This window comes from Tellurirhabdus rosea, from assembly GCF_026278345.1.
In the GTDB taxonomy this organism is placed as follows: Bacteria; Bacteroidota; Bacteroidia; order Cytophagales; family Spirosomataceae; genus Tellurirhabdus; species Tellurirhabdus rosea.
Genome location: NZ_CP111085.1, coordinates 1927407 through 1941849 on the forward strand (window position 1 = coordinate 1927407; position 14443 = coordinate 1941849).

Below are 14443 nucleotides of genomic sequence, written 5' to 3' on the forward strand. Positions count from 1 at the left end.
ACTTACCGTATCTATCCTTATGATGAATAAGAATTTCAGAAAATTCATTGTATTTTTCAGGTCAATTGCGTTATTATATCATGAGTTTCCTCTATCCCTCCTTTTTGTTTGGCATGCTGGCGCTGTCGGTGCCGGTAGCGATCCATCTTTTCAACTTTCGCCGGACGCGCCGGGTGTTTTTCACCAACGTCGCCCTGCTGAAGACGGTACAGACCGAAACCAAATCGTTCAGGCGGCTGAAACACCTGCTGATTCTGGCGTGTCGCTGTCTGGCAATCGCCTGTCTGGTGCTGGCGTTTGCGCAGCCGTTCATTCCCAGCAAAAGCCGACTGGGCGTCTCGCGGCAGGGTTTTACGAGCCTTTATCTGGATAATTCCTATTCGATGCAGAACGAGGAAAACGAAAAACGTTACCTCGACATCGCCACCGGCAAGCTGGACGAACTGCTCGGCCTCTTCCGCAACGCCAGCTCCCTGCAACTGGTTACCAACGATTTCAGCGCCCAGGAACAGACCGTCAGCACGGCCGAAGCCCTGCGCGACCGCGTTACGACCGTCCGGTTTGCCCACACGCCCCGGACGCTTGCCGAGGTTTATCGCCGTCAGAAAAACCTGCTGGCGACCCAGAACCCGGCCGGAGGCAGCCAGTTTTTCTGGTTTTCCGACTTTCAGAAAAGCACCGTCGGCGACCTGTCGCGGCTGAAAATCGATACGGCCCAGCGGGTTTTTCTGGTTCCGATGGAAGCCCGGCCGACCCGCAATGTGTACGTGGATTCGGTCTGGCTGAGCACACCGTTTGTCCGGGAACTGCAGAACAACACGCTGAATGTACGGGTCCGCAACAGTGGCACGGAATCGGTCCGGAACCTGCCGCTGCGGCTCTTTATCGACCAGGCGCAGGTCTCCACCGCGGCAGTGTCGCTGCCCGGCCAGGGCGCGGCGACGGCGGTGCTGAATTTCAACGTGACCCAGAAAGGCTTCCGCCGCGGACGCATTGCCTTTGAAGACTACCCGATTACGTTCGATAACGAATATTTCTTTACCCTTCAGGCTTCGCCGGCGATCCGGGTGCTGCACCTGTACGACCAGAAAAGCGGGCCGGGTTACATCGAAAATGTGTACGGCAACGACAGCCTGTTTATCACCCGCAGTTTCAGCGCCCAGAACGTGGATGTCGGGCAGCTTCGGAGCGCGGACCTGGTGGTGCTGGAAGGCATTCCGACCATCGGCGGCACCCTGCAGGCGGACCTCCAGCGCTTTGTCCGGCAGGGCGGCAGTGTGGCCATTTTCCCGGCAACGGCTCCCAGCGCGGCGGCCTGGGCGGGTTTTCTGGGCGGCCTGGGCATCAACGGTCTGCAGGTAACGGCGGCCCCCGGCAGCACCCCGGTTCCGCCCCAGCCGCTGGCGGCCCCGGCTCGGCAAAGTCCGTTTTTCCGGGATATTTTCGAACAGAGCGACCGGCAGGAACTGCTCAATCTGCCCGATGCAACGCCCGTCTGGCAGTGGCGGGCGGTCGGCGAACGCCTTCTCAGCCTCCGCAACGGCACTCCCCTGCTCACCCAGTCGCGGGTAGGTACGGGGCAGGTGTATGTCTTTGCCAGCCCGCTTCAGGCCGATTACGGGACGCTACCGATGCACGCCCTGTTTGTGCCGGTGATGTATCAGATAGCGGCGCTCAGCGCCCGGCCGCAGCGCATGGCGTACTCTTTTGACGAAAACACCATTGAAATGACCGTCAACGACGCTACGCCGAACACGGTTTACAAACTCAAACGCGGCGACGTGGAACTGATTCCGGTGCAGCGGCTGAACGGCAACCAGTTGTTGCTCGAAATGCCCAAAAGCAACCAGCTCAGCGCCGGACAGGAGCTGGAATCGGGGTATTATGAATTACAGAAAAACAGCACGGTCGGGCCGGCGCAAACAGAAAAGCTGCTGGCGCTCAACCACGGCAACCGGGAATCGGCGATGGATTACTACACGCCCGACGAACTGCGCCGCGCCTTTGCCGGACAATCCAACGTGCAGGTCTTCGACAGCATCCGCGACGGTGATTTTGTGGACGAAATCCGCGAACAGAACCTCGGCACCAACCTGTGGAAATACTTCATCCTCGCCGCGCTGGGCTTTCTGCTGGCGGAAATCGGCGTGATTCGGTTTATGAGGGGGTAGCGGAGTTTCTCGCAGATGTTCGCGGATTTTAAGCGCAGATTTTACAGATTTTTCTGCGGGAATCTGCGTTTGAAATCTGCGAGCATCTGCGAGAAACCTACGCCTCCATCGCTGTCCGGTTGTGTACGAAAAGTTGTCCGCAACCGGACATTTCCTTTTTCAGCCCCAAACTTAATTCCTGACAATCAACTAGATAGTTACACTGGCACATAGCTTGAACAGCATAAGGCACAAAGCCAACCGGTTATGTTCAAGAACTACCTCAAGATTGCTTTTCGTTCGCTCTGGAAAAACAAGACGCAGAGCCTGATCAACATCGTCGGGCTGTCGGTTGCGTTCGGGACCTGCCTCCTACTGTTTCTGGCCGCGGCATTTCAGCTTTCGTTCGACAGTTTCCATAAAGATTCCGGCCGGATTTACCGGACTTACTTCCTTTCGCTGTACCCGGACGGTTCGCCGGACCCCAATCCAACGATGCCCTTTCCGCTGGTGCCTGCGCTGAAGGCTGAATATCCGGAGGTGGAAAAAGCCACCCGGATCATCTGGGGCGGGGGCGGCGTTCGCTACGGCGATAAGGTATTCAACAAACAGGTGCGCGCCTGCGACGCGGATTTTCTCGAAATTTTCACGTTCCCGCTCCTCAAAGGCGAGACCCAAACGGCGCTGGCCGACCTGAGCAGCATCGTCATCAGCGAAAACATGGCGAAGGACGTTTTCGGAGCGGGCATCAACCCCGTTGGAAAGTCGCTGCAGGTGAAGACGGGCCGAGACTGGCGGAATTTTGTCGTCAGCGCCGTTATCAGCGATGCGCCCGGCAACTCGACCATCGAATACGACGCCTTTATCCGGATTGAAAACGTCCCGGACTACAGCGCCAACAAGGACCGCTGGGACAACCAGACGCACGAAGTCTACGTCAAGCTGGCCGCCAACGCCCAGCAGATGGCTACGCAGAAACGCTTTTCCGGCCTCATGCAGAAGTACATGAAGGACGTCATCGATTATCAGATTCGTCAGGGCCGGGGCAAAAACGAGATGGGCGAATACTACAGCCTGATGCTCCAGCCGCTCAACGAAGTCCACTTCGACGACATCAGCCGGGAAGCGATTTACACCATCATCGCCATCGGTATTTTCATTCTGGTCATTGCCTGCATCAACTTCATCAACCTGACCATCGCCCGCGCCCTGACCCGTGCCCGCGAGGTGGGCGTCCGGAAGTCGCTGGGGGCCAAACGCTGGCAGCTGTTCACGCAGATCTGGGGCGAAACGGTGCTGATCTGTCTGGTTGCGCTGGGATTGGGCGTGCTGCTCGCCAACGTGGTGATGCCGCAGTTCAACCAGCTTTTCAACGCCCGGCTGAGCCTGATGCAACTGCTGACGCCGATGGCCGCGGGGCTTACGGTGGCGGGCTTCCTGCTGGTGACGTTCGTAGCGGGCGGGTATCCGTCCTGGATCATCAGCCGGTTCAACACGGTTCAGGTGCTGAAGGGCCGAATCACGATGAAGCGCCCCGGCATGCTCCGTAATTCGCTGATCGTAACGCAGTTTTCCATTGCCTGTCTGCTCATTGGCTGCACGCTCGTCATGCTGCAGCAGATCAATTACCTCCGCGAACGGCCGCTGGGCCTGACGCAGGAGCAGGTCATCAGCGTGCCCGTCGGCGGCGAGCTGGACGGCAAAGTTGCCCTGCAGCGCCTGCGCCAGCGACTCGGCTCCGAAAGCCGGGTGGTGGCCGTTACGGGCACCAACGTCAACATCGGTTACGGACTGGACGGCAGCTCGTCCCGCAGCCGGATGGGTTTTCAGTACAATAAAAAAGACGTGACGACCGACTGGCTCCGGGTTGACTTCGACTACCTCAAGACCTTGAATATTAAACTTTTGCAGGGCCGAGACTTCTCACCGGAATACAGCCAGGACTCGGTTTCCTCGGTCATGATTACCGAAAAATTTGCCCGGCAGCTCGGGGAGAAAACCCCCGTCGGGAAGTTTCTCCAGCCCGATTCGGCGGGCCAGAAATACCAGATTGTGGGCGTCGTGTCGGACTTTAACCTGTATTCGCTTCGGGAAGATGTCTCAGCAATTACCCTTCAAATGAGCCAGACCTATCCCATCAATTACATCTTTGTGCGGGTACAGCCGCAAAATGTGGCGGGCTCGATGGACATGGTGAAGGCGGCCTGGAAAGAAATCGCTCCGCAGACCGAATTCAAAGGGTCGTTCATGGACGAGAACACGGACCGCTGGTATCGCAAGGAACAGAAACTTTCGACCATCCTGACGGCGGCGGCCATCATTACCGTGGTGCTTTCCTGCATGGGTCTGTTTGCCGTGGCGCTGATGACCATCGAGCAGCGGACCAAGGAAATCGGCATCCGGAAGGTGCTGGGCGCGTCGGTCGGCGGACTGGTGGCCCTGCTGTCCAAAGATTTCCTGAAGCTGGTTTTTCTGGCTATCCTGATTGCCACCCCGCTCGCCTGGTACGCCATGCAGAAGTGGCTGCAGGACTTCGCCTACCGCATTCCGACTCCCTGGGCTGTATTTGCCCTGGCCGGTCTGGTGGCGGTTCTGATTGCGTTCCTGACCGTCAGTTACCACAGCATCCGGGCAGCGCTGATGAATCCGGTCAAAAGTCTTAAAACGGAGTGAGAGGAGGAAGGGAAGAAAGGAGAAAAGGGAAGCGATTCATCTACCCGTCCTCCCCTTCCTCCTTTCCTCTTCCTCCCTTTCCCCCTACAACGATGCTATCCAACTACCTCAAAATCGCCCTTCGCAACCTCTGGAAACACAAGCTGTTTTCGGTCATCAACGTGGTCGGCCTGGCGTCGGGCATGATGGTCTGTCTGCTGGCCATAACCCACATCAAGGGGACGTTTGAGGTGGATAACTTTCATCCCAACCGGGAGCGCATTTACCGGGTCCTGACCGATGTAACGGGCCGGAACAACGACGTGAGGCCCTATGCCACCTCGCCGATGCCGCTGGCCGAGACCCTGAAAAAAGACTATGAGTTTGTGGAAGAAACCGCCCGGGTGGTGCGAGCCTACGGCGCGTTTTCGTTCGGCGAAAAACAGCTTGACGTGCTTTCGTTTGCCGTGGACCCCGGTTTCTTCTCTGTTTTTGGATATCCACTCGAAAAAGGCCGCCCCGCCACCGAGCCGGGCACGGTGGTGCTGACGCGGAAAACGGCCGAGCGCTTCTTCGGTACGGCCAGCCCGCTGGGCCAGGTTCTGACGCACAAGGATTTCGGACCCATGACCGTGACGGGTGTTCTGGCCGATATGCCTTCCCGCTCGCACCTCCGCTTTGACCTGTTGTTTTCCCTGCGAACGCCCGTCCAATCGGCCGAAGCCGTTATCTTTCAAAACTGGAAATACTACCACAACGGCTACACCTACGTCCTGCTGAAACCGAAAGCGGCTCCTGACGCCCTCGAAAAAGCCCTCCCGACCATCGGCACCCGCGCCCTCCGCGGTCTGCGGTTCGACGAGGGGGAGAAGGGCTACCGCCTGCGTGTGCAACCCCTCACGGCCATTTCGCCCGCCCGGCAGGAACTGGCTTTTGGCACCTACGAAAAGCAGGTGGGCGGGCTGCTGGTCGAAATGGGCGTCGGCCTGCTGACGCTGCTGCTGGCGACGTTCAATTACATCAATCTGACGCTGGCCCGTTCGCTGAGCCGCGCCCGGGAGGTGGGCATCCGGAAGGTGGTCGGGGCGCTGCGCTGGCAGGTAATGGGCCAGTTTATGGCCGAATCGGTGGTGCTTTCCCTTATTTCGCTGGTGGTGGCCTACGCCTTTTACACCCTGGTAGAACCCATGGCCTTTGTGCAGCAATGGCTGAATGAAGGCGTGGAAAAAGACGGCCTGCTCTGGCTGCTGTTCATCGGCTTTAGTCTGCTGGCCGGTCTGCTGGCGGGACTCATTCCGGCGCGGGTGCTTTCGGGCTTCGAGGCGGCGCAGGTGCTCCGGAGCCGGACGGGGCTACGGGTCATCCGGGGAATCAGCCTGCGCAAGTCCCTGATTGTCGCCCAATTTGCCATTTCGCTCGTCGCCATGATTACGCTTCTGGTGATGGCCCGGCAGCAGGAGTACATGGCGACGGGCGATTACGGCTTTCGCAAAGAAAATATCCTCACGATTCCGGTAACGCAGCGGTCTTATACACCTCTCACCCAAGAGTTAAGCAAACTGGCAGGTGTCGAACAGCTTGCGGCTACCTCCGAACTGTTCGGTTCATTTGGCGAAAGTCAGGTGTTACGGCGTGAACGCTTCGCTAAAGATTCGGCGATGGCTTTTATGTGGTCGGTCGATTATTCGTTTGTCCGTACGCTGGGCTTAACGATGCTGGCGGGAGAAGGCTTACCGGCCGCTTCATCGGACTCAACGGGGCACAGAATACTGATAAACGAAGAAGCTGCCCGGGTGTTCCGGCTCGGCAACGCCCGCGAGGCGGTCGGAAAAACGCTCTGGCTTAACGACAGCACGGAGGTTCAGATTTCGGGCGTTCTGAAGGATTTCCGGTTTACCACTTTTGCCTGGTCCGTAAAGCCGCTGGTAATGCGTTATCAGCCCGCTCAATTTCGGTATCTGAACATACAGATAACAGATGGCCGGGAAACGACGACAGTTGCAGACATCCAACAGGTATGGAAGAAACTGTTTCCGTACCAATCCTTTGACGGACAATGGTACGACGATTACCTTTACCAGCGCCACAGCCACCAGGACGACCTCGAATTTATGGGCCTGCTGGCGGCGCTGGCCTTTTCCATTGCGACCCTCGGGCTGCTCGGAATCGTCACCTACTCGACCCAAACGCGGACGAAGGAAGTGGGCATCCGCAAAGTCATGGGAGCCGGCGTGGGGCAGGTCATCTTCCTGCTGTCGTGGGATTTTGTCAAATTGCTCCTGATGGCGGGAGCCATCGCCATTCCGCTGGGGTATCTGACGGGGAGCCTGTTCCTGATGAACTTTGCCTACAACGTGGGCGTGGGTATCGGTGTCCCGGGGCTTTGTCTGGGTGCCATGCTGCTCGTCGGCGGCCTGACCATCGGTTTTCAAACCTACCGGGCGGCCATCGCCAACCCGACAGACAGCTTGCGGAATGAATGAGCTTACTTACCTTATCAACTATAAAGCATTATGATTCAACTTAATAACGTCTCCAAGTACTATCCCGCCGGGTTCGGCAAGACCTATGTGCTGCGCAATGTAAGTCTGGAAATCGGCCAGGGCGAGTTCGTCAGCATCATGGGCCCCAGCGGGTCGGGCAAGTCCACGCTGCTGCACATCCTCGGGCTGCTGGAAGAGCCGTCGGAGGGCGAATACCTGTTTCTGGAACAGCCCGTGCAGAAGCTGTCCGAAAAGCGGCGGACGGACCTGCACCGCAACCACATCGGGTTCGTTTTCCAGGCGTACCACCTCATCGACGAACTGACGGTGTACGAAAACATCGAAACGCCGCTGCTGTACAAAGGCATGTCGTCGTCGGAGCGCAAAAGCCGCGTGGCTGACCTGCTCGACCGCTTCAATATCGTCGGCAAGAAAGACCTGTTTCCGAACCAGCTTTCCGGCGGGCAGCAGCAGCTGGTCGGGATCGCCCGCGCCGTTGCGGCCAGTCCACGGGTCATCTTCGCCGATGAACCCACCGGCAACCTGCACTCCGACCAGGCCCGCGAAATCATGGAGCTGTTCAAACGCTTGAACCAGGAAGACGGCGTCACCATCGTGCAGGTGACGCACTCGGACATCAACGCCGCCTACGGCAACCGGGTGCTGCATCTGAAGGACGGCTGGCTGGAACCGGCCGAAACGGCAACGACCCGCGGATAACGCGGCCGGAGCGGATTGACACGGATTCAAGCTGCGAAAATCCGCTCCAGTCCCGTCACCCACGGGCTGTTCAGGCCCCGGTACACCTGAATCCCGGCCACATTGCCGCAAAAGAGGCAATCGGCTTTTTCCAGAGTATCCGGAAAAAAGAGCCCTTCCTGCGCGGGGAAGTGGCGGAGCAGCTGACGCCGCAGAACGCCGCCCAGACAGCCCGTTTCGAGCGAAGGGGTGAACAGCGTTTCGCCGACGAACCAGAACAGGTTGGAGGCCATGCATTCGGCCAGGTGCCCGTGCGTGTCGAGCAGCATCACGTCGTCAAAGCCGTGTTCCTGCCGGTAAAGTCCCGCCAGCACGTAGGGCAGTGCGTTGCAGGTTTTGTAGGCCGAAACCGGCGAGGGCGACAGCCGGAAATCCGGATAAATGCCCAGGTTTGTTTTTTCGGTAACGGCAAACGGCTGGCCGGGTTTGACGGTAATCAGGTAATCGACCTCGTTGGTAGCGGGCGTATAAAGCCCACCGGGACGGCGCCAGACCTGAATTTTCACCCGGACCGGCTCGGCCGACAGCTGGTTGCGGGCAATCAGGTCGAGGACCTGTATTTGTAGCTCCTGTTTGGTAAAAACAGGATTTGGAAGCATTTTTAAGGCCATCATGCCAGCCCGAAGGCGCTCAACATGATCGGAAAAGAACCACAACTGTCCCTTTTCGTACCGGATCGTTTCAAACAGGCCGTCGCCGTACTGAAACACCCGGTTGTCGGCGGTGAAAAGCCCCCCATTCTGCGGGATGACATCCCCGTTAAAAACCGCGCTGGTTTGAATATTCACCGTTTATCCAAAAATTAGTGCCAGAACTGCAAGATACTGCGTAACATTAAACACAAAATGAAGGCGAACACAATTATGACCAATCATTTACGGACACATCTGGGAAAAGGGCTGGTAGCGGCGCTGCTGACCGTAAATGTTGCGTTTGCACAAACGACGGTCCAGGCTCCGGCCGCAACGCGCTACTCCCTGCGGCAGTGTATCGATGTGGCATTGCAGAACAACCTGACCATTAAGCAGGGGCAACTCGACGTTCAGGGAGCCGATCTGCAACTGCGGCAGGCCAAGTTCAACCGCTATCCGTCAGTTACCGGCTTTGCCAACCAGAATTTAAGCTCGGGCCGGACGATCAATCCCTTCAGTAACTCGTTCGTTACGCGTTCGATCAGCTCAAACAACTACCAGCTTTCGGCCAACGCCACCCTGTTCAACGGCTTTGCGCTGCAAAACACGATCAAACAGAACGACCTGTTTCTGCAATCAAGCGAACAAAGCCTGCGGGCCACCCAGAATAACGTAGCGCTGACCGTGGTGCAGAACTACCTGAACGTTCTTACCAATACCGAACAGCTCGACATTGCCCGGCGGCAGGTAGAAACGAGCCGGACGCAGGTGGATCGGACGCAGCGACTGGTCAACGCCGGGACCTTACCGGAGGCCAATCTGTACGACATCCGGGCGCAGCTGGCCAACGACGAACTGGCCGTTGTGAACGCCCTCAACAACGTTGATCTGGCCAAACTGGCCCTGCTGCAGACCATGAACGTGTCGGGTCTGGGCAACACCAGCACGTTTGACGTGGAGCGCTTCGACCTGCCCGACCCCACGCTGGAACCCTACAGCGCCTCGGTGCAGCAGATTTATGAGATAGCCCAGCAGAATATGCCCGAAGTCCGGGCGGCCGAACTCCGGGTGAAAAGTGATGCCCTGGGCGTCAACGTTGCCAAGGCCGCTCTGATGCCGGTCCTGTCCCTGAGTGGTGCCGTCAACACGCTGTATTCCAGTGTGGGTGCCCAGAAGCAATTTGAAAACGGTACGGAGCGGGTCGGCCAGACCATCTTCATCCAGGGAATTCCGCAGGAGGTCTTTATCGAACAACCGACCTTCCGCTATGAAGATTACGGCTACGGCGAACAGCTGCGCAATAACCTGAACCGTTCGGTGTCGCTGAATCTGCAAATTCCTATCTTTAACCGTTTGCAGGGCAGAAATAGAATCACGAGCGCTACCATTACTCAGAAAACTTCCGAAATTGCGGCAGACAACGTCCGATTGACGCTCCGGCAGAATATCGAACAGGCGTACACCAACATGGTAGCGGCCAACAACCGCTTCAAAGCCACCCAGGTGCAGGTGCAGTCGCTGGAACTGGCCTTCCGGGCCGCCGAAAGCCGACTGAACGCCGGAGCCATCAACACGGTCGATTACAACATTGCCAAAAATAACCTCGACCGCGCCCGGGCCAATCTGGTACAGGCGAAGTACGATTATATTTTCCGGACAAAGATTTTAGACTTTTATCAGAATAAACCCCTAAGTTTCCAATAGTGGATTTGTGAATAGCGAATAGCGAATAGCGTTGCCCTCTCATTCACCATTCACTATTCACTATTCGCTATTCACTATTTTGTCATGAAAAAGAAGTCAAATCGAATCTGGTGGATTCTGGGCGGCGTGGTCGTCCTGCTGATCGGTGGTCTGGTAGCTGCCAAACAGACCGGCCTGATCGGACAAACCAAACCTACCGAAGTTGATTTTACCGCCGTAAAACGTCTGGACATCGTCGAACGCGTCAGCGCCTCCGGACGTGTGCAGCCCGAAGTAGAAGTAAAAATCAGCCCGGACGTTTCGGGAGAAATCATCGGCCTCTACGTTGCGGAAGGCGATTCCGTGAAACAGGGCCAGCTGCTGGTTAAAATCCGCCCCGACAACTACGAGTCGCTGCTGGCCCGCGCCCGGGCCACGGTCAATTCGAGCCGGGCCCAGTACGAACAGTCGAAAGCCGTCGTGGCCCAGGCCGAAGCCCGTCTTATCCGGGCCAAAGCGGATTACGACCGCCAGAAAAAACTGCTGGCCGACAAGGTTATCTCCACCGCTGATTTTGAACAGATTGAGGCCAATTACAACGTAGCCCGGCAGGACGTAGAGTCGGCCCAGGCCAACGTAAGGGCCGCTCAGTTCAACGTGCAGGGAGCCGAAGCCGGTCTGCGCGACGCCAACGAAAACCTCCGGAAAACGACCATCTACGCCCCCGTCAGCGGCACCGTTTCCAAACTGAACGTAGAACTGGGCGAACGCGTGGTCGGTACCTCGCAGATGGCCGGTACAGAAATCATGCGGATTGCCAACCTCAACAACATGGAGGTTCGGGTGAATGTCAACGAAAACGACATCGTGCGCGTCAACCTCGGCGACTCGGTCGAAATCGACGTGGACGCCTACACCACCACCGGCCGTAAGTTCAAAGGTCTGGTGACCGAAATTGCCAACACGGCCAACGGCCTCACGAGCGCATCCGGCGCCGCCGCCGCTGCCTCGACCGACGCCGTAACCGAATTTGAAGTTCGCATCAAGGTTCTGAACAGTTCGTTCCGGGACCTGATCGCCCAGAAGGGCCGCAAAAGCTACCCGCTCAAGCCCGGTATGACCGCTTCCGTCGAGGTCATTACGGACAAGAAAACTGGTGTTATGGCCATTCCCATCGCCGCCGTCACAACTCGCGGGGCCGCTCAGGAAGCCATGAACCGCGACCCGAACGCGGAAGACGACGAGGACGACAAAAAGGACGAAGCGGCCAAGGCCAATCCGGCCAAAAAAGACGAGATCAAGGAAATCGTCTTTGTGAACCAGGCCGGAAAAGCGGTGCAGCGAGAAGTGAAGACCGGTATCAGCGATTTCGAAAACATCGAAATCAAATCGGGCCTGAAAGAAGGCGACCAGATCATCTCCGGGCCGTTCGTGGCCGTTTCGAAGCGGCTCAAAAACGGCGATGTGATCGTCAAACGGGACCCGAACAAGGAGAAGAAAGAAAAGAAGGAAGAGGAATAGGCTAACCCGCCTCAACCAGCTATTGACAAAGCCCCGGGCGGTGAGAATCGTCCGGGGTTTTGCTTTGTTGGATACCAACCAACCGCAGGCCCGCACGACCTATGCCCACCTACCGAGCCGCCATTATCGGCGGCGGCAGCATCGCCGACAAAAACCACATTCCGGCCCTCAAAGCCCTGTCCGACCGCGTCGAGGTGGTGGCGGTCGTCAGCCGGGATGCCGCCAAAGCCCGCACCCTGGCCGATAGCCACGGTATCCCGCACGCCTTCGACCAGGCCGACGCCCTGTTTCGGGAGTGCCAGCCGAACGTCGTCGTCATCTGCACGCCCAACAAGCTCCACTTTCCTTTCGCGATGCAGGCGCTGGAGAACGGCTGTCATGTTTTTTGCGAAAAGCCACCGGCCATTACCGCCGGACAAGCCCGCGAGATGGCCGAACTGGCCGACCGGAAAGGGCTGGCCCTCGGCTATAATTTCCAGCTTCGGCAAACGTCCGAATGGCAGTTGTTCGAACGATGCCGGTCGGAAGGCCGCCTCGGCGAAATTTACCACATTAAAGCCCGTTTTCTACGGCGACGGGGCATTCCGGGCTGGGGCTATTTCACCAGCAAAGACATGCAGGGCGGCGGAGCACTGATGGATTTAGGCGTACACGTACTCGATCTGGCCCTGCTGGCGCTGGATTATGACCTGCCTACCGCCGTGCTGGGCAACACCTTCGACCACATTGGCCGGGCGGGTGGCAAGGGCCTGATGGGCGGCTGGAATCCCGAAACTTTTGAGGTGGAGGATGCCGCAATGGCCTATCTTCAATACGCCGACAGGGGCTCCGTGATGCTTTCCTCCTCGTTTGCGCTCAACACCGGAGCCAACATCGACCGGAATCTGGAAATCTTCGGCACCCAGGGCGGCGGCGTGCTTTTTCCGTTTGTGCTGCATACCGAGGTGGCCGGAGAACTGGCCGACATTCACTTTCCCTTTCTGGAAAATGTGGATATCCAGTTGAAAAACACCGCCGCTTTTCTGGATGCCTGCGACGGCAAGCCTTCCAACGTCTGCACCGGCGAACAGGGCGCGCGACTGATGCAGGTGGTAGAGTCAATTTACCAATCCGCCGGAACCTATCAGGCAACCTGACGTATGAAACAGCCTTATTCTGCCCGGAAAATTGACGAAAGTCTGCCGATAAACGGGGATTTGGACAAGCCCGTCTGGCAGCAGGCGGCCTGGAGTCCCCGGTTTGTGGATATGGTCACGGGCGCGCCCGGCCTGTACAACACCCAGTCGGCCATTCTCTGGAACCAAACCCATCTGTACGTCGCCTTCCGGGCCGAAGAGCCATTTGTGGAAGCGCATCAGACCGAGCGGGATTCGATTATCTTTCTCGAAAACGACCTCGAACTGTTTATCGACGGCGGCGACTGCTATTACGAACTGGAAGTAAACGCCCGAAATACCGTCTACGAAGTCTTTTTCATCTGGAAAGACGCCTACCAGCGCGGCGGCCGCTTCGATGTGCCGGAGTTCGACGTTTTTCACCCGCAGGCCGTCACCTTCGGCGGCGATTATGACCGCAGCGGCGCTTCGTTCTGGTACGGAACGCATCCGCGTGGCCTCCGCTGGGCTTTTCTGAACTACGACCTGCCGGGTCTGCAAACCGCCGTCCAAATCGACGGAACGCTCAATGACAACCGCGACATCGACCTCGGCTGGACGCTTGAAATCGGGATTCCCTGGGCGAGTCTGACGCATCTGGCCAACGGACGGTCGCTGCCGCCGCAGCCGGGAGACCGCTGGCGGATGTTCCTGGGCCGATTTCAGAAGCTGGTCGTTTCCGGAAAAGAGGTGCAGCCGCATCCGGCGATGGTGCTCAGTCCGCACGGCATTTACGACACGCACCTGCCGGAGCGGTGGACCGAAGTTGTGTTCACGTCCTGAACATCCCAGTAGCCGGGCCTGTCATACCGCGAGGTGCTCCGAAATCAGCCGATACGCTTCGTCGTTGCCAATCCTGGCGGCCATTTCCAGCGCCGTCTGGCCTCTGGCGTCCCGGATGGTGGTGTCGGCACCGGCCTTCAGCATCACCTTGACCAGTTCATGGCGGCCGAACATGGTGGCAAACATCAGGGCCGTGCCGCCGCTGCCGTTCTGGATATTCAGGTCGGCCCCCTGGTCGATCAGCAGCTGCGCAATCTCCGGATACCCTTTGAAGCAGACCCCCATCAGGGCCGTGTTCCCGGCAAAATCCTGGTGGTTCACGACCGCTCCGGCCGAAAGCAGGGCCCTGGCTGTTTCGAGGTGACCGTCGTAGGCGGCGATGATGAGCGGCGTAAAGCCCCGGGCATCCTGTACGTTGACGGACATTCCCTGCTGGAGGCATTGCTGTACGTAAGCGGTATCACCTTTGCGGGCGGCATCAAAAAAAAGGGCTTCCGGGCTGATCGAGGAAAATTCCATACGGAGGTTGAAGTTGAAGACTGCTTATTCCGAATAACCCGAATCAGCCGGGAGTGTTGGGACACTAAAACAGGAAATTCCCGGCCAAGCTGTAATTTTACCACAAA

Annotated in this window: 10 protein-coding genes; 8 read left to right on the plus strand and 2 right to left on the minus strand. The window is 57.8% G+C overall.

The features are described 5' to 3' along the window. The first annotated feature begins 80 nt into the window (after positions 1–80). From ORG26_RS08050 to ORG26_RS08065, 4 genes are all read left to right on the plus strand, one after another. On the plus strand, positions 81–2171 hold the full coding sequence (locus ORG26_RS08050; protein WP_266368301.1) for a BatA domain-containing protein: 2091 nt from the start codon (positions 81–83) through the stop codon (positions 2169–2171). Positions 2172–2417: 246 nt separating this feature from the next. Continuing rightward, positions 2418–4823 carry an ABC transporter permease gene (locus tag ORG26_RS08055; protein ID WP_266368302.1) on the plus strand — a complete coding sequence of 802 codons (2406 nt, stop codon included), beginning with the start codon at positions 2418–2420 and terminating at the stop codon, positions 4821–4823. 92 nt (positions 4824–4915) lie between these two features. Continuing rightward, positions 4916–7285, plus strand: a complete 2370-nt coding sequence (locus ORG26_RS08060; protein ID WP_266368304.1) for an ABC transporter permease — start codon at positions 4916–4918, stop codon at positions 7283–7285. Between the two features lie 30 nt (positions 7286–7315). Next, on the plus strand, positions 7316–8005 hold the full coding sequence (locus tag ORG26_RS08065; RefSeq protein ID WP_266368306.1) for an ABC transporter ATP-binding protein: 690 nt from the start codon (positions 7316–7318) through the stop codon (positions 8003–8005). 26 nt (positions 8006–8031) lie between these two features. Here the strand turns inward: ORG26_RS08065 and ORG26_RS08070 are convergent, their stop codons facing one another. Beyond that, entirely contained in the window at positions 8032–8832 is an 801-nt protein-coding gene (locus ORG26_RS08070; protein ID WP_266368308.1) for an aminotransferase class IV, read from the minus strand. A 75-nt stretch (positions 8833–8907) separates the two neighbouring features. On the opposite strand from ORG26_RS08070, the gene ORG26_RS08075 reads away from it, so the two are divergent. The 4 genes from ORG26_RS08075 (at position 8908) to ORG26_RS08090 (ending at position 13817) form a co-directional block, all read left to right on the plus strand. Further along, positions 8908–10380 carry a TolC family protein gene (locus ORG26_RS08075; RefSeq protein WP_266368310.1) on the plus strand — a complete coding sequence of 491 codons (1473 nt, stop codon included), beginning with the start codon at positions 8908–8910 and terminating at the stop codon, positions 10378–10380. 84 nt (positions 10381–10464) lie between these two features. Next, a complete protein-coding gene (locus tag ORG26_RS08080) occupies positions 10465–11880 on the plus strand; it encodes an efflux RND transporter periplasmic adaptor subunit (protein ID WP_266368311.1) in 1416 nt (471 codons plus the stop codon). A gap of 101 nt (positions 11881–11981) precedes the next feature. Further along, a complete protein-coding gene (locus ORG26_RS08085; protein WP_266368313.1) occupies positions 11982–13016 on the plus strand; it encodes a Gfo/Idh/MocA family protein in 1035 nt (344 codons plus the stop codon). Positions 13017–13019: 3 nt separating this feature from the next. Next, the gene (locus tag ORG26_RS08090; RefSeq protein WP_266368314.1) at positions 13020–13817 is read left to right on the plus strand and encodes a carbohydrate-binding family 9-like protein; all 798 of its coding nucleotides are present in this window, start codon (positions 13020–13022) and stop codon (positions 13815–13817) included. Positions 13818–13838: 21 nt separating this feature from the next. On the opposite strand, the gene ORG26_RS08095 is transcribed toward ORG26_RS08090, so the two are convergent. Next, positions 13839–14336, minus strand: coding sequence for an ankyrin repeat domain-containing protein (locus tag ORG26_RS08095; protein WP_266368316.1), 498 nt, complete (start codon positions 14334–14336; stop codon positions 13839–13841). Positions 14337–14443: the final 107 nt, after the last annotated feature.